This window comes from Pseudomonas sp. PH1b (assembly GCF_000633395.1).
Classification (GTDB): domain Bacteria; phylum Pseudomonadota; class Gammaproteobacteria; order Pseudomonadales; family Pseudomonadaceae; genus Aquipseudomonas.
Genome location: NZ_AYMU01000001.1, coordinates 422,916 through 443,372 on the forward strand (window position 1 = coordinate 422,916; position 20,457 = coordinate 443,372).

The 20,457-nt window shown below is 56.5% G+C and carries 17 protein-coding genes; 5 read left to right on the forward strand and 12 right to left on the reverse strand.

The window, feature by feature from the left end; all coding sequences use genetic code 11:
- The first annotated feature begins 48 nt into the window (after positions 1-48).
- Positions 49-2,082: an LTA synthase family protein gene (locus U873_RS0101995; RefSeq protein WP_025126640.1), complete on the forward strand. Its 2,034-nt coding sequence runs from the start codon at positions 49-51 to the stop codon at positions 2,080-2,082.
- A gap of 83 nt (positions 2,083-2,165) precedes the next feature.
- On the opposite strand, the gene U873_RS0102000 is transcribed toward U873_RS0101995, so the two are convergent.
- The 3 genes from U873_RS0102000 to U873_RS0102010 are packed head-to-tail and all read right to left on the reverse strand — an operon-like array spanning position 2,166 to position 4,464.
- Positions 2,166-3,254 (reverse strand): macro domain-containing protein, encoded by a 1,089-nt coding sequence (locus tag U873_RS0102000; protein ID WP_025126641.1) that lies wholly within the window; start codon positions 3,252-3,254, stop codon positions 2,166-2,168.
- Complete coding sequence (locus U873_RS0102005) at positions 3,251-3,895, reverse strand: DUF4433 domain-containing protein (protein ID WP_025126642.1); 645 nt, start codon at positions 3,893-3,895, stop codon at positions 3,251-3,253. The genes U873_RS0102000 and U873_RS0102005 overlap by 4 nt, the downstream gene beginning before the upstream one ends.
- Positions 3,892-4,464, reverse strand: coding sequence for a DarT ssDNA thymidine ADP-ribosyltransferase family protein (locus U873_RS0102010; protein ID WP_025126643.1), 573 nt, complete (start codon positions 4,462-4,464; stop codon positions 3,892-3,894). Before U873_RS0102010 ends, U873_RS0102005 begins: the two co-directional genes overlap by 4 nt.
- Before the next feature lie 377 nt (positions 4,465-4,841).
- On the opposite strand from U873_RS0102010, the gene U873_RS34705 reads away from it, so the two are divergent.
- Complete coding sequence (locus U873_RS34705; protein WP_025126644.1) at positions 4,842-5,729, forward strand: helix-turn-helix domain-containing protein; 888 nt, start codon at positions 4,842-4,844, stop codon at positions 5,727-5,729.
- Positions 5,730-6,026: 297 nt separating this feature from the next.
- On the opposite strand, the gene U873_RS0102020 is transcribed toward U873_RS34705, so the two are convergent.
- The 5 genes from U873_RS0102020 to U873_RS0102045 form a co-directional block, all read right to left on the reverse strand.
- Positions 6,027-6,938 carry a restriction endonuclease gene (locus U873_RS0102020; RefSeq protein WP_025126645.1) on the reverse strand — a complete coding sequence of 304 codons (912 nt, stop codon included), beginning with the start codon at positions 6,936-6,938 and terminating at the stop codon, positions 6,027-6,029.
- A gap of 9 nt (positions 6,939-6,947) precedes the next feature.
- Positions 6,948-10,145, reverse strand: a complete 3,198-nt coding sequence (locus U873_RS0102025) for a type I restriction endonuclease subunit R (RefSeq protein ID WP_025126646.1) — start codon at positions 10,143-10,145, stop codon at positions 6,948-6,950.
- Positions 10,145-11,410, reverse strand: coding sequence for a restriction endonuclease subunit S (locus U873_RS0102030; RefSeq protein ID WP_051586052.1), 1,266 nt, complete (start codon positions 11,408-11,410; stop codon positions 10,145-10,147). Before U873_RS0102030 ends, U873_RS0102025 begins: the two co-directional genes overlap by 1 nt.
- A gap of 110 nt (positions 11,411-11,520) precedes the next feature.
- Positions 11,521-13,500 carry a class I SAM-dependent DNA methyltransferase gene (locus U873_RS0102035; RefSeq protein ID WP_025126648.1) on the reverse strand — a complete coding sequence of 660 codons (1,980 nt, stop codon included), beginning with the start codon at positions 13,498-13,500 and terminating at the stop codon, positions 11,521-11,523.
- Between the two features lie 315 nt (positions 13,501-13,815).
- A complete protein-coding gene (locus U873_RS0102045; RefSeq protein ID WP_025126649.1) occupies positions 13,816-14,097 on the reverse strand; it encodes a hypothetical protein in 282 nt (93 codons plus the stop codon).
- Positions 14,098-14,627: 530 nt separating this feature from the next.
- Here U873_RS0102045 and U873_RS0102050 point away from each other — a divergent pair.
- The 3 genes from U873_RS0102050 to U873_RS0102060 all read left to right on the forward strand — a co-directional run bounded on the left by U873_RS0102050 (position 14,628) and on the right by U873_RS0102060 (position 16,845).
- Positions 14,628-15,596, forward strand: a complete 969-nt coding sequence (locus tag U873_RS0102050; protein ID WP_025126650.1) for a hypothetical protein — start codon at positions 14,628-14,630, stop codon at positions 15,594-15,596.
- The gene (locus tag U873_RS0102055; RefSeq protein WP_025126651.1) at positions 15,596-16,282 is read left to right on the forward strand and encodes a hypothetical protein; all 687 of its coding nucleotides are present in this window, start codon (positions 15,596-15,598) and stop codon (positions 16,280-16,282) included. The genes U873_RS0102050 and U873_RS0102055 overlap by 1 nt, the downstream gene beginning before the upstream one ends.
- A gap of 80 nt (positions 16,283-16,362) precedes the next feature.
- Positions 16,363-16,845, forward strand: a complete 483-nt coding sequence (locus U873_RS0102060) for a DUF4265 domain-containing protein (protein ID WP_025126652.1) — start codon at positions 16,363-16,365, stop codon at positions 16,843-16,845.
- Between the two features lie 520 nt (positions 16,846-17,365).
- On the opposite strand, the gene U873_RS0102065 is transcribed toward U873_RS0102060, so the two are convergent.
- The 4 genes from U873_RS0102065 to U873_RS0102080 all read right to left on the reverse strand — a co-directional run bounded on the left by U873_RS0102065 (position 17,366) and on the right by U873_RS0102080 (position 20,299).
- Positions 17,366-18,133 carry an amino acid ABC transporter ATP-binding protein gene (locus tag U873_RS0102065; RefSeq protein ID WP_025126653.1) on the reverse strand — a complete coding sequence of 256 codons (768 nt, stop codon included), beginning with the start codon at positions 18,131-18,133 and terminating at the stop codon, positions 17,366-17,368.
- Positions 18,130-18,834 (reverse strand): amino acid ABC transporter permease, encoded by a 705-nt coding sequence (locus tag U873_RS0102070; protein ID WP_256244250.1) that lies wholly within the window; start codon positions 18,832-18,834, stop codon positions 18,130-18,132. Before U873_RS0102070 ends, U873_RS0102065 begins: the two co-directional genes overlap by 4 nt.
- Entirely contained in the window at positions 18,800-19,447 is a 648-nt protein-coding gene (locus tag U873_RS0102075) for an amino acid ABC transporter permease (protein WP_025126655.1), read from the reverse strand. Before U873_RS0102075 ends, U873_RS0102070 begins: the two co-directional genes overlap by 35 nt.
- A gap of 63 nt (positions 19,448-19,510) precedes the next feature.
- Positions 19,511-20,299, reverse strand: coding sequence for an ABC transporter substrate-binding protein (locus U873_RS0102080; protein WP_025126656.1), 789 nt, complete (start codon positions 20,297-20,299; stop codon positions 19,511-19,513).
- Positions 20,300-20,457: the final 158 nt, after the last annotated feature.

Sequence of the window (20,457 nt, forward strand, 5' to 3'; positions counted from 1 at the left end):
CCAACAGGCCGCGCCGCGGCCTTCGACAACACCATACAGAGGTCAATGATGGGCGGCTTGCAATCACGCCGCCTGCGCTACGGCGTGGGCGCGATAGGGCTGGTATTCGGCTTGCTGGCACTGCTGCGGCTGCTGTTCGCCGTGGGTTTTTCCGGGGTCGACCTGAGCGCCGCCAATGAGCGCGAGGCCATTCTCCAGACCCTCGGCATCGGCCTGCGCTTCGACCTGCGCCTGACCCTGCTGCTCCTGCTGCCCTTGGCCCTGCTGGCCTGGCTGCCGCGCTACAACCTGCTGCGCCAACCAGCCCTGCGCTGGCTAGCCCGGGCCTACCTGCTGCTGGTGCTGGGCGGGGTAGGGCTGCTGTACATCATCGACTTCGGCCATTACGCCTACCTCGGCGTGCGCATCAACGCCACCGTGCTGCGCTACCTCGACGACGCACAGATCTCCCGGCAAATGCTCTGGGAAAGCTACCCGGTGCTGTGGATCGTCCTTGCCTGGGGCAGCGCCCTGGCCCTGAGCTGCTACGCCTTGCTGCGCCTGGAGCGCCTGACCCTCGACCGCCCGGCCCAAGCCATGGGCCGGCTGCCCCTGGCCTGCGCCAGCGCCCTGGGCATCGCCGCCGTGTTCCTCGGCCTGCTGGGCCGGGTGGAAAACCTCAACCTGGAAAACCCCGTGCCCCTGCGCTGGAGCGACGCCTACTTCTCCGGCAACAGCCAGATCGCCGCCCTGGGCCTGAACCCTGTGCTGTTCTTCTACGACACCCTCAAGGCCGGCCAGGCCCAGTACGACGAAGCCCAAGTGCGCCAACACTACCCGGCCCTGGCCCGCTACCTTGGCGTCGACCATCCAGACCCGCACAGCCTCAGCTTCACCCGCCAACAAGGCATTCAGCCGTATCGCATCGACCGCCCGCGGCCGCCCAACGTTATCTTCGTCATGCTCGAATCCCTCGGCACCAGCGCCGTGGGCGCCTACGGCAACCCACTGAACCCCTCCCCCAACCTCGACCGCCTGGCCAGCCAGAGCTGGTTCTTCAAACACTTCTACGTCCCGGTCACCGGCACCGCCAAGACCGTGTGGGCCAGCATCACCGGCGTGCCCGACGTCACCCGCCAAGAGACCGCCACCCGCCAGCCCCTGATCACCCGCCAACACAGCCTGATGAACGCCTTCAGCGACTACCACAGGCTCTACCTGATCGGCGGCAACGCCGGCTGGGCCAACATCAACGGCCTGATCCGCCAAAGCATCGACAACGTGCGTCTATACGACGAAAGCCACTGGCAATCGCCCCTGGTGGACGTCTGGGGCATCTCCGACCTCGACCTGTTCAAAGAAAGCGACCGCCTGCTGCGCGCCATCCCCCAGGACCAACCCTTCTTCGCCTACCTGCAAACCTCCGGCAACCACCGCCCGTTCACCATCCCCAAGGACAACGACGGCTTCCAAGCTCAAGACCTGCCCCTGGAACAGGTCCAGGCCGCTGGTTCCCGCAGCCTTGCGCAATACAACGCCGTGCGCCTGCTGGACTTCAACATCGGCCGGCTAATGGAGATCGCCAAGGCGGGCGGCTACTACGACAACACGATTTTCGTATTCTTCGGCGACCACAACACCCGCATCAGCCAGATCCCCCACATGGCCCCCGCGTTCGAACAGCTAGGGCTGGAAAGCAACAACGTACCGCTGCTGATCCATGCCCCGGGGATGTTGCAGCCCAGAGTGATCGAAGAAGCCGTCGGCCTCGCCGACCTGCTGCCCACCGTGGCCGGCATGGCCGGGATGCCCTTCACCAATGGCGCCATGGGGCGGGACATTCAACAACCCGCACCGGAAGGCGAGCGGGTGGTGCCGTTGGTATTAAGGGAAGGGACCTTTCCCGTGATTGGTGGCGTGACCAAGGATTTTCTGCTGCAGATGCAGCACGACGGTAGTGGAGCGACTTTGCATGACCTAGCGTCAAACACCCCGCGTGAGGATGTGGCGCAGGAGCATCCGCAGGAGTTTGAACGGTTGCTGGAGTTGACGCGGGGGATGCATGAGGGGGCGCGGTTGATGTTGTATCGCAACGTTCGCTGACACCGCACAGCCATCGGTTGACGCCGGCCCGTGTAGGAGCTGGCTTGCCAGCGAAGGCGGCCGAAGGGCCGCCTGAATTCTATTTAACAGACAGCCAGTTCAGGTCTGAAGCTGCTGGTGGTTAGGCGTTTGAGCGCTATATCAAGCGCCTGATCGTCGAACAGCCTGTTCTTGCGAGCAGCAGAGCCGGCCCCTCCGTCCCACTGCTTCAATGCCTCGCGCACTGCGGGAACAGTTGGAGAAACCCCTTCTCGGTTTAGTAACCAATCGACCGTCGCCAACAGCTCCATGCCAAAGGGAGATTCAAAACCGTCGATCAGCTCAGCGGTGCGCTCCAATGCTTGGGCGTACTCTTTTGCTTCGGTTTTGAGATAGGTCTGTAGGAAAGTCTTGCGCACATCGTCGAACCAGATCACATCGCTAATATCGGCGTCACTGATTCGCTTGTTGCAGTGCAGATAGCTGCCATCCAGATTATTCAGCAAATGCTCCAAGCGGTTGGCATATGGCCCAAATTTGTGAGCAACAAATTTAAGGTTTAAAGGGTTCTCGGTGTCTGGCAGTTTTTCTATTGCTCGCTCAAGGAACCAAGCGAGTTTCTGAATTTCTAGCAGACTGCACTCCATGCCTAAAACCCAGTAACGCCTAACCAGTTCTGCAATCAGCGCGCGAGCGGGCGTGAGTTCCTCCACTCCGTTTCGTTTGGCGACGTTTAGATACTGTTTGGAAGGCTCAAACACCAAAATATCGACATCCAGATCGCTGAGTATCGAAACGATCTGCTCCCGAACTTCAGGCCATTTCAAGCCACCGTTACCGGCACCCAGCGGAGGCACTGCGACGGACTTCACCTGGTTTTCAAGCAAAAAACGGCGAAGGTCATACAAGCCTTCTGTTATCCAAGCCATCTGCGAGGGTGATCGCCAGTGACGCTTAGTAGGGAAGTTCACGATCCAACGTGGCCCATCCAACTCGTTGACGGCGGTGACATGCATTTTGCCAGTCTCCACCGCGCCAGCTTTGCAGGCTGCCGAGTACAGACGGTAATTCTCGCTAAAACGCTCTTTAAACATCAGAGCGATTCCTTTGCCCATCACGCCAACGGTATTCACCGTGTTGACCAGGGCTTCGGTTTTGGCTTCCAGAAGGTTGCCTTGGGTAAAACGGATCATTGGAAATACCATCCCGGACGCGCATGGACAGGTAAGGCCAAACCCCTGGTGGCCAAGTCTTGTTCTATGCGTTTCTTCATTGCATCGCTGTAGCACATGATGCCGAGGAGTCCTGTAATCGGTAGGTGATTGTGAATCAGCGCTTCAGCCTGATAACGCTCCATTTTTCTAGGGTCATCGGGGTCGCGTTTGAAGTCGCGTCGCTGAAGGATAGCCCAGTCGATCTGGCTGAGATTCGCTAGATCGCTGTAATAGTCTGTCCAATACGGATAGGCGTGTGCGTTTGTGAAGACGAACGGTAGCCCTAGCTGTTCGACGCGGTACAGGCTTGAGACCAAAATCACAATCTCATCATTGGTGCGCTGTTGAACACTCCGGCCTGAGTGAATGTTTTTCATCATCACAGAGAAAGGGGTGAAATAGAAGGGCACATAATCAGCCAGCACACCGCCAGGAACAATGGGCACATGACGTGCTCGGCGCTTGTCGATCAGGTCAACGTTGCCGATGTTCACGTATTGCGGGGCCTGTACTTCGGAGCTTGCGCAATGCAGACCGTTGTCCAGAATCCAAGGCAGGTTGTCGCGATGGACGATACGCCAAATCAGAGCCTTCTCTGGATTCAGTCTGCTGTAATTCATCGACGAAACATTCCGGTATTCACTCCAATCTGCACAGAAACATCAGCTTCGCGCATTTTAGCCCCGCAATGCTCTTCAACCTCTGAGTTAGCGACAAAAATCTTGAAAAAATTATTAGCAGAAACAACGGTGGGAGACAGGCATTCCGCCATGCAGACGCTTTTGCAGTGAGGGTCGTGATAATCCCTTTGGTTCATCACATCCCAGTCAATGGCTTCGAAGCCTGCCTTATAGTCAAGCAATTGAATGGTGTCGTTAGCCAATGGGTGCCGAGGAATAACCTTCCAGTTATTTTCAAGCGCGAAGGATCGGCGAATAGAAATGACTACGAATTGGGTATCGCGTTTACTGCCCTGAACGCTTCCGTCAAATGGATTCGCGGCAAACCAATGAAAGGGGACGTAGTTTTCGAGTCCCAGCGCTTGTCGTTTTTTTAGTATTTCAGCATCAGCTACGTCTTTGAACCCTTTGAGCTGCGCGCGTGGCCTGAGGCCGTTCTGAAAGATACTGCTCAAATTTTCAAGGGCGGTGAGGTGATAAAGCAGTTTTTGTTCCTTGATATCTACCATGTCGGTCTCCTTGACCTATGCAATTGCTGATTGGTTTCAGCCCTACTGCTTCTTCCGTGCGGACAACAACCTTAAATAAATACTCACACGCTGGTGCGATTTAGCAGGGTGTTGATAGTGATTCTATTGCGCCATTACGTTGAGCTACAAGTTCAATCTAGGCTTCGCCATCTGACCGGTATCTTTCTAGTGGATACGGGCTTTCATTGCTGTCAATCAGTCGGTTTCCCCTTTCTTAAGGTGATCAGTGAAATCAGAAGGCCCCTTCAGAGGGCGTAGATGTTGAGCGAGTATCGATGAGGAGGGCTGGAGGTATTGAATTAATACTCGTTTTTGGTGTATAAACACATAATATGTGTTTTTTGTTGGGGTGGGTTATGGAACGGCTGAAAGAGTTACGGAAGGTTTTGGGGTTGACGCAGGCTGCTTTAGCAAGCCAGTTGAGTGTTTCACAACAAACCGTTGCTAGATGGGAGCGAGGAGATGCTGAACCCAGCTTCGCGACTTTGAGGGATATCGCTACCTTGTTGGGAACGAGTGTTGATGATCTGCTGGAGTATTCAGTAGGGCGGGCCAAAATTTCTTCACAGCACTGGAGGCTCCAAGATGAAAGCATTGATGGATTCTGGGGGCATATTGGGCTTCTTCTCCCCGGAAAGTTGAAGAGCCAGTGGTATCCGATTACTGAAAACGAATGTGGAAGAATCCATCATATTTTGTCGGAACGGCACACCTCTTCTGGTTGGCTATTGCTTAGCACGCTTAATAACAAAGCCTTGATCGTAAATCCTGACCTGATGCAAAGAATTCGGCTCCTGGATGATGCTGCTGATCAGCCTGCTGATGACGATTGGGAGCTTTCTATTGACGGTTATCAAGGTTGGGGAGCGGAAATCTATCGTGGAATAAGTGAGTTTTTCTGGGATGAGGATGAGTTTGAGTCAAAAAACTCTAAGACCCTAAAAAAGGTTATTACTGATCTCATAGAGGAACATAAGCTAAATGAGGAAGCTGTTTCTGAGTTTATAGAGCATACGAAAATTTATTTAAAAAACGGGTCTTTAATTAGCTTCAAAGCTGACCGGTCTGATACGTATGAGCTTGCTATTGGTGCTGATTGTGCAACCCCATCCACAATTTCCCTAAAGAATGATCACACTGGCGAGTTGAATTATTTTAATTCCATGCATGTTGCTTTAGTGGAGATACCATTAACGGAATATCTCGAGGCTGCGAGAGAGATGATGGAGGAGTTAGAGGGGTAAGGGGCGTCTCAATAATGAGGCCTCTAGAGTAGACAATATTCAGACACCTGGCGGCTGGGCTCTTTTCAAGACAAAAGAAATCGGCTTCACCGCCAACCGCTCGCAATCCAATTCGGGCTGCGCAAGTGAATCCACGGTCATATTAGGAAAAGGCTCTATGGGACCTTCACGGCTGTACGCCTCAAGCGAATTCGCGCCCTCAGCATCGACCATAGGCTATGGAAGCCGAAGAAATGCACCTGCAGTGATTTTTGCAAACTTGGACCAATTGAGTGGAGCTTGTTGTCCCGTCGTAACTCACTCCTCAGCAAAATAATCACTGTCGAGCTGCTTGACCTCGTACACCTGCTTCACGCTCACCCCCAGGTTGTGCTCGACCATCAGTCGAGCAAGTTCGACGCCATCGATCAACACCACTTTGATATCCAAGCCCAGCGCCGCGTCCCTTGCACCCATGGAAAAATCCGAGGTGGTGATAAATACACCTTTGCGCGCCCGCTGGCGGGTCAGGGCACCGATGAATTTGTCGATCTCAGGGCGATGTACGGTGTTGCTCCAACGTTTGGCTTGTAGGTAGATCACGTCCAGGCCGAGTTTGTCTTCCTTGATGATGCCGTCGATACCACCGTCATTCGTGAGTTGGGTGGCTTTGCCCGCTTCTTTACGTGAGCCGCCGTAACCCATGGCTAGCATCAGGTCGACCACTACCTGCTCGAAGAAGCTCGGGGTTGCGGCTCGTACTTGAGCAAGCAGTTCATCCGCCAGTGATTGCACCAGTGCCTGGTGAGCCTCGGCCAGTTGTTCGTCGGGAGTGGTTTCCGATGGGGCGATATCCAGCGCAGCGGGGATGTCCGCCGTTTGTGGTTTGGCGGTATGAAAGTCAGCGAACTCGGGGAATTGTTTCAGCCAGCTCACGGTGATGCGCGCGGGTCCGTTAGATAAGGCGTCGAGGCCACGCGGGGTGATTTGCACCATGCCTTTGGCGGGAATGGTCAGCAGCCCTGCCTTGTTGAGATAAGTTCGGGCCCAGCCTACGCGGTTATTGATTACCGTCTGATTCCCAGAGGGCAGGTACTCTTTGCGCTCCTCCTCGGTCAGTTGGAACTGATCGGCAATGCGCTCGCGCAGTTCTCTGAGTGGCAGCGGTGCACCGTTCTGTACGGTGGTGAGCACCGGCCGCATGACGCTTTGAAAGTCCGGAATTGTCATGGTCACTCCTTAACCCAGTTGATCGCTCTCAGCGAGGCCTGCCGCTGCCTTGAGCATTTTCAAAATCACCAGAGCAAAGGCTCGGCTCTTGGTGTCGTTGTCCAGCACCTCCAACGACAATTTTTCGTTGTCAGTCATGGCGTCGAGTACGGTGTCCACCACGCGTTTGGGGAGTAGACCGTGCATCACCTGGTCCACCGAGTGACTGTTGACTTGAGCCATCAAGTCGTCTTGGCGCAACAGGCGTTGGGTGATGCCTTTAGCAAAATGCAGTTGGTCATCATCTTGCGTTTCGGCACCAAAGATATCGTTCAACGCGTCGATGATTTCCGACAGGCGCTTTTTCTCCGGGTCATGGGGCTTGCCGCTGCCCACATCACTGCCAGGTTTGAGGGTGTACTCGCCTTTTTCTTCGCTCAGGCGCAACTGGTGCTCAGCACGCTTGCTTAGGCGGTAGTGGCTCAATTGCAACTCGCCCACATCAACGTCGTCTTGTTGCAGGCGATCCGAGCGCAGCAGCGGGTGCAGGTGCTTGGCGTATACGCAGAGCTGCTCCAGTTCGCGATCTTCATAAGGGATGATCTGCGAGAGGAACTCATACAGGCGCACAAAGCTCTGTAGGTTTTTGCGGAACAAGTCGAGCTGATCGATCTGTTCACCGGCTTCTTTCAACGCATGCTCGGCTTTTTTCAAGCCAGCGCTGTCGCCGTTGGCTTCGGTGGTGCGTTTGTAATCAAGCGCCTGCTGGTGCGACTCCAGCGAAAAGGCGTAGCGCTTGGCAAAGCGCTCCCTGGCGGGTGTGCAGTAATAGCTGAGCTTGCTGGCAGCCGCTTTGGGGTCGAAGAAGGCCATGGCGAATGCCTCGACCTCTTGCCAGTGATAGATCCCTTCGGTATCCAGTTTCTTCTGCAGGTCATAGATGATCTGCGGGTCGGTGACATCGGTCAGCTCGGCCTTGGTGTAGTAAGGCAAGAAGGCATCGAGAATGTCCTGCGGCTCGTTGAAGAAGTCGAGGATGAAGGTTTCCTTGCTGTCACCAAAAGTGCGGTTCAGCCGCGACAGGGTCTGCACGCAGTCCACACCTTGCAGCTTTTTGTCCACGTACATGGCGCACAGCTTGGGCTGATCGAAACCCGTCTGGTACTTGTTGGCCGCAATCATCACGTTGAAGTCTTGGGTGTCGAAGGCCACTGCCAGGTCACGGCCATGCAGGCCGGGGTTAAGCAGGTGGCTGTTTTCCGTGACCTCTTCGGGGATCACCTCATCCGCGAGCACGCTGCCGGAGAACGCCACCAACGGGTGCACATCCTTGTAGCCCATCTGTTGTACGTAGGCACGCACTGCCAACTGGTAGCGCACCGCTTCCTGGCGGCTACTGGTGACCACCATGGCCTTGGCCTGACCATTGAGCAGCTTGCGGATATTGGCGCGGAAGTGCTCGACGATTACTTCCACCTTTTGGCTGATGTTGTACGGGTGCAAACGCACCCAGCGCGCCAGCTTGATGCGCGCTTTCTTGCTGTCCACCTCATCGTCTTCGCCCTCCGGGTGGGCGATCTTCCAGGCGGTGCTGTAGGTGGTGTAGTTGCGCAGCACGTCGAGGATAAAACCCTCCTCAATGGCCTGGCGCATGGAATACAGATGAAACGCCTCCGGCTTGTTGCTGGAACTGGCCGGCAGCGCTGGGTCGGTAGGGCGCCCGAACAACTCCAGGGTCTTGGCCTTGGGCGTAGCGGTGAAGGCGTAGTAGCTGATGCGCTCATTGGGTTGGCGGGCCTGCACGGCGGCGTCCAGCAGCTCTTCCGCGCTGATTTCCTCACCATCCAGTGCATCGCTGCCAAGAATCTGTTTCAGCTTGCTGGCCGACGAGCCGGTCTGCGAGGAGTGCGCCTCATCGGCAATCACCGCATAGCGCCCGCTGGCGAGTTTGGGGTACTTGTCCAGGGCATCGAACAGGGCAGGGAAGGTCTGGATGGTGACGATGATGATGCGCGTTTGCTCAGCCAGCGCCTCGGCCAGTTGTTCGGATTTACTCTGGCTGCCGACGTCACGGCTGATGGGTTTGACCACGCCCTGGGCGTGCTCGAATTGGTAGATGGTGTTTTGCAGTTGGCTGTCCAGCACCGTGCGGTCGGTTACCACGATGACCGAATTGAACAACCGCTGACCGGCATCATCGTACAGCGAGGCCAGTTGATGGGCCGTCCAGGCAATGGAGTTGGACTTGCCCGAGCCGGCGCTGTGCTGGATTAAATAGCGCTTGCCTGGCCCTTCGGTGCGCGTGGTGTTGACCAGTTTGTTGACCACTTCCCATTGGTGGTAACGCGGGAAGATCATCGTTTCCTTGGTGACCAGCGTACCGTCGAAGCCTTCGCTGGTTTTTTTGTCCAGGTGCAGAAAGCGCCCCAGTACTTTGAGCCAGGCATCGGGCTGCAACAGACGTTGCCAGAGGTAGCTGGTAGCATATTGGCTGTCGCCGGCGGGCATTGGGTTACCGGCGCCGCCTTCCTCAGTGCCGAGGTTAAAGGGCAGGAAGAAGGTGTCCTTGCCCGCCAGCTTGGTGGTCATCGCCACTTCGTTCTGGCCCACGGCAAAGTGCACTAGCGCGCCACGCTTGAAGCTCAACAGTGGTTCGGGCTTGCGGGTTAGCGGGTCTTTTACCGGGCGGTCGTAGCGGTACTGGCGCTTCGCGTTTTCCACCGACTGCTTGAACTCGCTTTTCAGTTCCAGCGTGGCGGTGGGGATGCCGTTGACGAACAGCACCAAGTCCAGCCGAGGATTGTAGCTCTGCCCACTGCCACCCGCTTCGCGGGCGTGCGGCGAGTAAGACACCTCTGGCACCACCCGCAGGCGATTGTACTGGTAGCGCTTGAGGGTGTCGGGGTTCATGCCGTGGTCGGGCTGGAAGCTACACAGCTCCACTTTTACCGCAGGCAGCTTGAAGCCATGACGCAACACATCCAAGGTGCCGCTCTGCTCCAGCTCGCGCACCAGTTTCTGGATCAGTACATCTTCAGGAGCATTGGGGTTGGCCTTGGTGAGCTTGTCCCAACGCTCCGGCCAGGCGTCCTTGAAGTAGCCCAGCACATCTTCGGTATAGAGCGCAGTGCGGCGGTCGTAGCCACGGGCGCTGCCCACTAGCCAGCCTTGGGCGGATAGGGCCTCGATGATGTCCTGTTGAAACTGCGCTTCCTTGCTGTCTGCCATTACACGGCCTCTGGTGCTAATTCGGGGGATGTTGCAGGGGTTGGTGGCTGCCAACCGCGTACATCGATTTTGCCGGTGACGGCGGCGGAGATTAGGGCGGAGCGGCGTTCTTTTAGCAGATCAATAGCCTTGATTCCTTGCTTCAGCAAAGAAGCGAACTCCACAGTGACTCTATCTAAAAAATCAGAAATTTTTATTTGCTCAACTACTGGCGGAAGGGTTACTGGCAGCAGCTTCAGTAAGTCCTGACTTAAAGACGCTCTGGTAACTAAATTCATTTCCTTATTGAAGAAAATACGTAGCCCTTGGTTGCGGAAGTAATACTTCGAGAAGCCAGGTGTTAGAGACTTTCCTATTGGCCTAAATCGAATGAGAAATCCTGCGAAAACAGCATTCGGAAGCTCTTGAAAGCAGGTTGCACTGAAGCCTATCTCGTCAACTGTTTCCGATGTCCGAGTGAAAAATACATCCCCATACTCAATCGAGTAACGTTGCTGGTCTTCAGGTGATGATTGAACAAGCCCGGTAACTTCAGCAGGTAATACGTCGTTCTTATACACATCGCCATAACTTACAAAAGGGGAACCCGACCCAAAGGCCTCTCCGCCAATGTTGATGCCGTTTTGGCATTCGCCCAGGTAACGGAGGGCCTTCACATCCCAATGCGCCGGCACCTCGCCTAGCCACTCCACGCCAGAGTCTTTCATCGGAACCGTGGAGTTGAGGCCTTTTGTTACTGTATGGGAGATGACAGACTGGCGCTTTTCCTTAAGCAGTTCGATCAGGCGCTGCTGCTCTTCGATCAGCGCGTCGATACGGGCGGTTTCGTGGTCGAGGAAGCGTGCGATTTGGATTTGCTCTTTGAATGTAGGAATGGCACAGGGATGATTTAGTAAATCACCCTGCGTCATGCTCGGCAGAGCAGTACTGGTCGAGTAGTACTCAAAAGGTATCGTGAGTGCATTGTAATAAAGGAATTTCGCAGAAGCGCCTGATGAAACCTCGGTATAGAACATGGTATCAACGGTCCAGAATCGGCCATGGATATACAGTGGTTTGTCTATAGTCCCCTTTCGGCCGAGCAGTACGGACTCGCCGTCATAAAGATACTGAATTGCATTTGCAAACTGCCCACCCGAGCCAATAACAGGGTACTCGCCACCCGGGCTTTCAACATCCTTGTAATCCCTTCCGTTACGTATCCAAGCCAAATGTTTCAAGGAGCCTAAAGCCCAATGCACCGGCACCTCACCCAGCCACTCCATCCCGGAATTTTTATACGCCGAATATGCCGGAAAAATACTCGGGCTATCCCAGCCCTCGCCCTGCGAGCCAACGGCTGCGTCGCTGTTCAAATTTGCGCCCGACAAATTTGTCATGCCGACAACCCCTCAATCATTTGCTTGATGCGATCGGTGCAGGCTTTGAGGTCGCGGTCGATTTCTGCTAACGGACGCGGCGGCTGGAACACGTAGAAGTGCCGATTAAACGGAATCTCGAAGCCGACGATACCGACTTCGCCGTCCAGCGCATCAGTCTTGCTCTCGTCGATCCAGGCATCCGGTACATGAGGAATAACTTCCCGTTGGAAGTAGTCATACACCGACTCACCTAGCGGTACGTTCTCGTTATCACGCAGCCCGGCGTCCGCCTCCGGCTGGCCTTTGGTGGTGCAGATATCCGCTTCAGGGTCGCGTTCGCTCAAGGCATTGAGCAGTGCTTTTAGCTCTGGCGTGCTGAGGCTGATGCCGTGCGCGGTGAGGGTTTTTTTCAGCAGCTTGCTGAACTGCTCGCGGTTGCGGTGCAGTTGACTGGCGTCCATGGATTGCAGGGCTGTCATCAGTTGCTGCTGCGCGGCGCTGTCGAGTTTCTGGATGGCTTTTTCTTCCAGCACTTTGGCGACGCGCTCGGCGTTGGTCTGGAAGTTCAGCCGTAGCGGGCGCTCGACGGTGATGCGCCGGTAGCCGAAGGCGTCGATTGGGAAGATCTTGCTCTGTGCGGTTTGCTCGAAGCTGCCATACAGGCGCACCAGCTCGCTGATTTGCTCTTCGGTGATGTATTGACGCTTACTGCCCAGCGATTTGCGCATTTTGGCGTAGTGCTGGCTGCCGTCGATCAACTGCACCTTGCTCTGGCGCGCAGCAGCCTTGTGGTTGTTGAGTATCCATACATAGGTGGCGATGCCGGTGTTGTAGAACATGTCCGTCGGTAGCGCGACGATGGCCTCGACCAGATCGTTTTGCAGCAGGTAGCGGCGAATCTCCGACTCACCCGAGCCCGCGCCACCGGTAAACAGCGGCGAGCCGTTGAGGATGATGCCGATGCGCGAGCCGCCGTCGCGCGGGTCACGCATTTTGCTGACCAGATGCAGGAGGAACAGCAGTGAACCGTCGGACACTCGTGGCAGGCCCGGGCCAAAACGGCCATTGAAGCCTTTGTGGTTGTGCTCGTCGGTGATCTGCTTTTGCACCTTCTTCCATTCCACACCGAATGGCGGGTTGCTGAGCATAAAGTCGAAGCGCATGTCAGCAAGCTGGTCGTTGGACAAAGTATTGCCGAGCTTGATGCTATCGACGCCCTGGCCTTTGATGAGCATGTCGGCCTTACAGATGGCATAAGACTCGGGGTTGAGTTCCTGGCCATGCAGCGACACGCTGACTTTTTCGCTGATGGATTGGATGTACTCATCACCCTCGGATAGAAAACCACCTGTACCGGCAGTTGGGTCGTAGATGGTGACGATCTTGTTGGGCGCGAGCTTGTGGTCTTGATCGGTTATCACCAACGAAGTGGTGAGGTGCACGATATCCCGTGGGGTGAAGTGTTCCCCAGCGGTTTCGTTGGAGCTTTCAGCAAACTTGCGAATCAATTCTTCGAAGATGATGCCCATGCCGAAGTTGCTAATGCGTTCAGGGCTCAGGTCGGTGGTGGCAAAGCGTTGCACCACTTGATAGAGCAGGTTGGCGCTAGCCAACTGCTGAACGAAGTCCTCGAAGTGAAAGTGCTCGAAGATTTCGTAGGCGTCTTTGCTGAAGGCTCGTACATACCTCATCAGATCGTCAGCGATCTGGGTGTCAGATAAGACCGCAAGGGTTAGAGGTGATGCATTGAAGAACGGTAGGCTGCCTGCTGCACGCTGCATATACATTTCACGTACGTTGTCCGGGCGACCTTCCTGGGCGTAGAACTCGCGAATCACAGCATCCTTGGTCGGTGCGAGCACGCACTCCATTCGCCGTAGCAGGGTAAATGGCAGGATGATGCGGCCGTACTGGGATTGCTTGAAATCACCACGCAGCAGGTCGGCAATCGACCAGAGAAAGGCGGCCGTCTGGGAATGATTTTCAGTGTTCACGCGGGAGTTCCTTGGAGTGCAGGTAAAGCGGCAAGTCTAACCTGTCGGACAGCCTATCTGTAGCAACCCATGTAGAAATGCAGGTCATGGGTAGGGATCGGAGCTTGCCGGCTGCTTTGCGCTCTATTCCCTTTGCTCAAAGATGAGATCGCACACGGACATGACGCCCGCGCCGATATGCCTGCTGCAAAGTGCTGATAGTTTGGATATGGACTCAAGTAAGGAGGGGAACTATGTCTTTCAATACTGGCGTTTTTTTACAAACGTTTGAGGCATTAAAAAGCCGACTTATGGTCGGCTTCCTTGATGTCTAAATCACTTGCTAAACGCCCTTGTCTGAATCACCGCCAACACATCCCGTACATCTTGCATCAACAACCTGGCGGTGTTGGTCACGGTACCAAGATCCTTATCGCTTGCGTCTCGCAACGTGGCGCAGGCCATCAGATTCAGAAAGTCGAGCGCAGTCACCAACCGCTCACTCGCACACGCATGCAAATCCATCAATGGTGCCTGGCTGTCAACAAACAGCACCGGCCCATCGCTGGCGATTGGGGTCATGGGGATAAAACGTTCGGATAAATCTTGAGTATTCATGGTGTCGTTTCTTCCAAGAAAATGAAAAATCGCCACCTGTTGCTGCGAATCAACTGGGTGGCAGCTGTACGCGGGTTCGCAGACCGAGGAAAGAAACAAACCCGGCAGACCCGAAGGTCTCCCACGCACAGCTGCCATAAACGAAACGCAGGCGAAGTTTGCCTGAGTTGGCAGTGACTGTGTTGCTTGAATCTTTCTGTTGGGCTGCGAAACCCTGTCGCTGACAAAACTCAGCGAACGAGAAAACTATAGGGACAGGGCAGGCTCGGGACAATGGCGCTTCTGTAAGAACGGTCTCTATTGCGAGTACGGACCGGCTGAACTCTCCAGAGAGTTCATATCCGCTGTGCCTGACACTGGCTGTATGGGCTTTTTAGCTTGGTGATCAGCAGCAGATTGTGGCCCCACGGCAATTGTCCAACAGCCTGTTGGACAATTTCAGAATCGGGCTAGGTCTCAGCAAAGCCATCTGACCTTCAATCGATTTTGCTATCCTGCGTCCCCTTTTCCCCATCGCAAGGAGCGCAGGCATGACCCGGCCTATTGGCAGCAGTTCACAAACAAGGGCTGGCCAACAGCGTCACCTGCAACGTCTCCTGTTCCGCCTGACCGCAGCGCTCTTACTCGGCCTCGGGCTCATCACCCCAACCGCCCAAGCCAACCCCACCACCACCTACCGCGGCACCCTCGGCGACACCCCGGTTGAACTGGCCCTGACCTACGATTCCCAATACGGCGGCGGTATGTCCGGCTATTGGTTCTCCGACTCCGAGCGCCTGCCCATGGCCTTGGAATCCACCCCTTTCCATCCCGGCTCCGCGCTCTTGATCAACATCATGGACAACCCAACCCTGCCTGCGGCAGCGGTGTCGTTGCAGCCGTTCGCCGAGGGCGCGGAGGCGTTGCAGGGCAATCTGGTGGATTTGCGCACGGGCACGCAGCAGCCGTTGCAGTTGCAGCGGGTGACGCGCTTTGGTGGCAGTCAGCGGGAGGCGTTTGACGGGGAGTTGTTGCAGCCGGTATTCGATCGGGATTTCTATTTCAGTGTGCATGCCACGCGCAAGGCCGGGGAGGAGGTGGCGCGGGTGGACAGTATCCGGGTGATGAGTCGGGTTACCGGCCGGCGAGTGCAGGAGATCAGTGGGCAGTGGTGCCTATCTTCGGTGGGGACCAAGACCCTGACCTTCGGGCATTTTCAGGATGAGGCACGGATCGATTTTCAGGCCCAGAGCTATCGCGTGGCCGAGGAGGATGGCCGGCTGTGGTGCTCGCCCACTCAGTATTATCTGTACAACCGTGAAGGCCGGGAGTATCTGCGCCATGCGCAGTTGGAGCAGTTCGCGGTGGACGGTACGTTGCGCTTTTCCCCCAGTGGCCAGGTGGAGTTCAGCAAGCAGGACTTCATCAATTACGACCAGCGCACTCGGCGTTGGGATTATTACCGGGTCATCAGCCCTGATCGGTTGCAGTTTCTGTCGTCGGGCGAGGAGCGTTTCTGATGCGCGGGTTTGATGTTGCTCGGGGGTTGGCGGTGCTGGTGTTGGCGTTGTGGCTGTTGCCGGCGCAGGCGTCCCATGGGGTGTACGAGGGGACCTTGGGCAAGCAGGCGATAGTCTTGACCCTGGGCAGCCAGAATGCGGTGTACCAGGGTACCTATGCCTATCAGCGCTATCGCACGCCGATCCGTCTCAAGCCGACCTTCAGCTACAGCAACAAGACGCTGGCCATGGATGAGCTGGACGAGCAGGGTGTGCCGGTGGCGCGTCTGCAGTTCAATGACTTGATGAACTACCGTCAGCAGGAGCAGGTGCGTGGCACCTGGACCAGTTATCGCACGGGCAAGACCTTGCCCATTGCGCTGAAGCTGGTGGGCCTGGTGGATTCGGATCGCTCGTGGCCGCAGCCGGTCACCCGGCTGTTGCAGAGTGCTTCCACCAAACGCTGGTATTTCCAGGTGCCGATGCCGGGCAGTGATCAAAGGATCACCGCCATCGAGGTGATGGATAAGGCCACTGGCAAGCCGTTGCAGACCCTGACGGTGGCGGCGCCGGGCTGTCGCAATCTGGGGGTGGATACTCTGCAGTTGCAGGCGCAGGGAGATGAGCTGCGCATCGGTTTCAGGGACTGCAAGCTGCCGGGGTTTGAGTGGAATAAAAGCAGTGGATGGTTTGAGCCGCAGCCTTGAGTGGGGGAGAGTGTTGTCCCCTGGAGGGGGCGGTTCGGCCAGATAGTTTTTGTCGTGAATGGGAGGGCAGTGGAGACTCGATGGACGATCAGCAATCACCGGTATTGATTCAGGTGTACATGGCCGATGACGGGGGCGCCGTTCGTGAGGAACTGCCGGCACGCCAGGTGGGGCCGGACACTTATGAGTTGCTCTCTTCACCAGGTTTGGCGCAGAACCTGGCGCGGGGCGATGTGGTGTGCATCCGCGATGCGAACGCGCCTGCGCAGGTGTTGAAGCGCGGGGGCAATTTCTGCATTCAGATCTACGCCGATTTTATTGAGCCGGCCGATGTAATAGCGCTGGAACACCAGGTCATGGCCGAGTTGACGGGCACCCTGGATGGGCTGTTCGGGGGGACTCTGTCGTTTGCCGTGCCTGCAAGCAATGGCATGCAGCGCATCAATGCGCTCTTCGATGGTTTTCGCGAAAAAACCGGGATCCAGTGGTACTACGCCAACGTCTATAAAAATCTCGATGACGATGAGGACGAGACGCTGTTGAACTGGTGGTTGGACTGTTGAACATCGCCGGTACATGGCAGCCAAAGCGACTCAGGAACCGATCAAGTAACCGACTATGTAACCGACCATCTAGCTGGACTGATTCAAGTGCTCAGCGGCCGTGTTGTGCGCGTAGTGAAAGGGGCGCTCGCAGATGCCCCTCGATATGAGTGCCTGGTATTGATCATTCTGGCGCTCGTTCAGCAGCAGAGAGCCGGCCGGACTGGTGCGCAAGAGCCTATAGTCCGATAGCTGGTTGGACCATTGGCGTTGTTTCTTGAGGGCGCCTTCGCCGGCAAGCCGGCTCCTACGGGCGTTAGGCAGTTTGGCGTCGCCTTGCGTACGTGCTTGGCCATCAATTCCAGCCCGCTGCCGACCAGCAGGATGGCAGCGATGAAGTGCATCACGGTCTGGGTGTTTCCTGTCACCTGGAGCCGCCAGCCCACCACGATTTTGCAGCATCAATCTCGATCAGCAGATGCACCAAGCGAGTAGCTGAAGGTTACCCACTGGGTGCCGAGAAGAGATTCGAAAACGCCCCCTACCTATCGTGCAAATGCTTTTTCAGGAACGATCGGGTTCGCTCCTGAACCGGCTGTTGCAGGATCTCCTGGGGCAGTCCTTGCTCCACCACAACCCCGCCATCCATAAACACAATGCGGTCGGCCACTTCGCCGGCAAAGCGCATTTCGTGGGTGACGATCAGCATGGTCATGTGCTCCGCCGCCAGTTGCTTCATCACCAGGTTGACCTCTTCCACCAGCTCCGGGTCAAGGGCCGAGGTGGCCTCGTCGAACAGCATGACCTTGGGCTGCATCGCCAGCGCCCGGGCAATCGCCACGCGTTGTTTCTGTCCGCCCGACAGGCGCGAAGGGTATTCGTCGGCCTTGTGCTCCAGGCCCACTTTCAGCAGGTATTCCAGTGCCAGTTCACGGGCGGCCTTTTTGCTCAGCCCCTTGAGTTTTATCGGGCCAATGGCGATGTTTTCCTGCACGGTCAAATGCGGGAACAGGTTGAAGTGCTGGAACACCATGCCCATCTGCTGGCGCACGGCATTGATGTGCTGTTCGAACGCGCGGCCTTTCAAGGGGCGATTGACCTGGTCACCGTCCAGCCAGATTTCGCCATCGTTGAGCACTTCCAGGTGATTGATCGAGCGCAGGAGCGTGCTCTTGCCCGATCCGCTGGGGCCGATGATGGCGATGATTTGTCCGCGAGAGACCGAGAGGTCGATGCCCTTGAGTACTTCCAGGGCTCCGTAGGCCTTGCGGGCACCCTTTACCTCAACCATGAACTTTTCGCTGGTCATCGTGACCTCTCTACCTTTTTTTCAAGAAGGTGCAGGCCGCCCTCGAGCAGAAGATTGGCTGCATAGTAAATAACCGCAACAGTCAGATAAAACTCAAAGGGGCTGTAGGTGTCGCTCACCGCCAGTTGTGCGCTGTAGACCAACTCGGCAATCCCAATGATGGACACCAGGGAGGTGTCCTTGAGCAGCACAATCAGGTTGTTGCCCAGCGGCGCAAGGGTGCTGCGCAGGGCTTGCGGCACGATGATGTAGCGCTGGGTCTGGCCACGGCTGAGGCCGATGGAGCGCGCGCCTTCAATCTGCCCTGGGTCTACCGCCAGCACGCCGGCGCGAATCACGTCGGCGTTGTAGACGGCGAAATGCAGGCTGAGGCCGATGATGCCCGCGCCAAGGGCAGGAATATCTATCCCCACTTGCACCAGGCCGTAATAAATCACGTACAGCTGCAGCAGCAGGGGCGTTCCCATCAACAGCCAGGTGATGAAGCGGATCGGCAGCGCCACTATCCTGGGCGCATAGAGCAGGATCAGGGTAAAGGCTATTCCGGCGATCAAGCTCAAGACGCTGGCGCTGAAGAACATCACCAGGGTCCACCAGAGACCGGTCATGAGCAGTTCGTAGTAGGGCGCGACGATATTGAAGTCCAGGCTGTGCATGGGAATACGCTCACCGTGCCGCGAAGCGATTATCGAGGTAGTCAATCAAGAACCTGACCGAATAGACCATCACCATGTAGAGCAGGGCCGATACCGCGAAGATCTCGAAAGGCTTGTAGGTTGAACTGATAAAGCGCTGCGCGGTGTAGGAGAGTTCAACCACAGAAATGGTCGAGACCAGGGCCGAACCCTTGATCAGCGCGACCGCGTTGACCCCCAGCGGTCTGATCATCAACTTGGCCGCTTGTGGCAGGGTGATGAACCACAGGGTTTGCCGGCGGCCGAAGCCGATGGAACGCGCCGCCTCTTCCTGGCCCGGGTCGACGTTGCTGATGGCGCCTCGAATGGACTCCGCCATGTAGGCCGCGATGTTGAGGCCCAGGCCAATCACCCCGGCAGCGAAGGGTTCCAGTTCCAGCCCGATCTGTGGGCCGCCGAAGTAGAGGATGAACAGCTGGACCAAACAGGGCGTGCCGCGAAACACGCTGATGTAGAGCCTGGCCAGGCCCCTGAAGATGAAGACGCTGGACAGGCGTCCGGCCACCAGCACGATCGAGACCAGCAAGCCCAGGAGCAGTGCCAGTACGCTGATCTGCAGGGTAATCCAGGCCGCCTCCAGGAAAAACGGCAATATGCGCTGTATCAGTGTCAGATCCATAGGGGCACCCAGAACAGTCAGATGGCTTGGCCCGACGCCAGGTCGAGCCGTACTCGGGATCAATCAGCGGATGTCGCGGCCAATCCACTGCATCGAGATCTTTTCGTAGGTGCCATCGGCGAGGATGGTGTCCAATGCCTTCTGCATCGCCGCCTTGAGTTCAGGGTTGTTCTTGCGCAGGGCTATGCCCAGGCCTTCGGTGCCTCCCTGGTCTTCAGGGGTGCTGATGAGGCGGACCTGCTGTCCCGTCTCCTTGACCGCGACCATCACCGGAATGCTGTCCATCACCAGTGCATCGAGGCGTCCGGCGTCCAGGTCCACGAGCATTTCGGGAAGGCCCTTGTAGCTTCTGACCTTCAGGTTGCCCCGGGCCCGGGCCCATTTGTCGTGGATATCGCCGAGCGTCACCCCGACCGACACATCCTTCAGGTCAGCAAAGCTTTTGATCGCAGAGCTGTCCTTCACCACGATCGTCCGGCCGGCGTGGTAATAGGGGCCCACGAAGTCCACGGCCTTCTGGCGCTCCGGGGTAATGGACATGGAGGCGATGATGGCGTCGTATTTCTTCGCCAGAAGGCCGGCAATGATGCCGTCGAACGGGGTGGTGATGATCGTCACCTTGACCCCCATCTGCTGCGCAATGGCTTCGCTGATGGACGCGTCGAAGCCGACAATCTGGTTCTGTTCGTTGGCGAAGCTGAAGGGCGCGTATTGGCCGCTCATGGCAATACGGATCTCTTTGGATTGCTCGATCGACTGCAGTTCATCGGCGTGGACAGCGGTGCAGGAGAGGAACGTCGCGGCGGTTACGGCGCAGGCAACCACCAGGCCCTTGAGCTTTTTAGTGAACATTCGATAGCACCTTAGACATATTATTATTTGGTTTCTTGGGCTATTCACCCAGCCGTCAGGAAAAGTCTTGCACAGGCATTTTGGGAAAGCACCAGGCAATGTGACAGCCAGCCTGGCAGATTGCCGGAGTTGGCCGGCACTCTGTCCGGTAGGTCTCG

What these genes read in the sequence shown, in the direction of transcription:
- U873_RS0101995 (WP_025126640.1), top strand. Translation starts at nt 49, where the DNA reads ATGGGCGGCTTGCAATCACGCCGCCTGCGCTACGGCGTGGGCGCGATA.
- U873_RS0102000 (WP_025126641.1), bottom strand. Translation starts at nt 3,254, where the DNA reads ATGATCCGTTTTACCCAAGGCAACCTTCTGGAAGCCAAAACCGAAGCC.
- U873_RS0102005 (WP_025126642.1), bottom strand. Translation starts at nt 3,895, where the DNA reads ATGAATTACAGCAGACTGAATCCAGAGAAGGCTCTGATTTGGCGTATC.
- U873_RS0102010 (WP_025126643.1), bottom strand. Translation starts at nt 4,464, where the DNA reads ATGGTAGATATCAAGGAACAAAAACTGCTTTATCACCTCACCGCCCTT.
- U873_RS34705 (WP_025126644.1), top strand. Translation starts at nt 4,842, where the DNA reads ATGGAACGGCTGAAAGAGTTACGGAAGGTTTTGGGGTTGACGCAGGCT.
- U873_RS0102020 (WP_025126645.1), bottom strand. Translation starts at nt 6,938, where the DNA reads ATGACAATTCCGGACTTTCAAAGCGTCATGCGGCCGGTGCTCACCACC.
- U873_RS0102025 (WP_025126646.1), bottom strand. Translation starts at nt 10,145, where the DNA reads ATGGCAGACAGCAAGGAAGCGCAGTTTCAACAGGACATCATCGAGGCC.
- U873_RS0102030 (WP_051586052.1), bottom strand. Translation starts at nt 11,410, where the DNA reads ATGGAGTGGCTGGGTGAGGTGCCGGTGCATTGGGCTTTAGGCTCCTTG.
- U873_RS0102045 (WP_025126649.1), bottom strand. Translation starts at nt 14,097, where the DNA reads ATGAATACTCAAGATTTATCCGAACGTTTTATCCCCATGACCCCAATC.
- U873_RS0102050 (WP_025126650.1), top strand. Translation starts at nt 14,628, where the DNA reads ATGACCCGGCCTATTGGCAGCAGTTCACAAACAAGGGCTGGCCAACAG.
- U873_RS0102055 (WP_025126651.1), top strand. Translation starts at nt 15,596, where the DNA reads ATGCGCGGGTTTGATGTTGCTCGGGGGTTGGCGGTGCTGGTGTTGGCG.
- U873_RS0102060 (WP_025126652.1), top strand. Translation starts at nt 16,363, where the DNA reads ATGGACGATCAGCAATCACCGGTATTGATTCAGGTGTACATGGCCGAT.
- U873_RS0102065 (WP_025126653.1), bottom strand. Translation starts at nt 18,133, where the DNA reads ATGACCAGCGAAAAGTTCATGGTTGAGGTAAAGGGTGCCCGCAAGGCC.
- U873_RS0102075 (WP_025126655.1), bottom strand. Translation starts at nt 19,447, where the DNA reads ATGGATCTGACACTGATACAGCGCATATTGCCGTTTTTCCTGGAGGCG.
- U873_RS0102080 (WP_025126656.1), bottom strand. Translation starts at nt 20,299, where the DNA reads ATGTTCACTAAAAAGCTCAAGGGCCTGGTGGTTGCCTGCGCCGTAACC.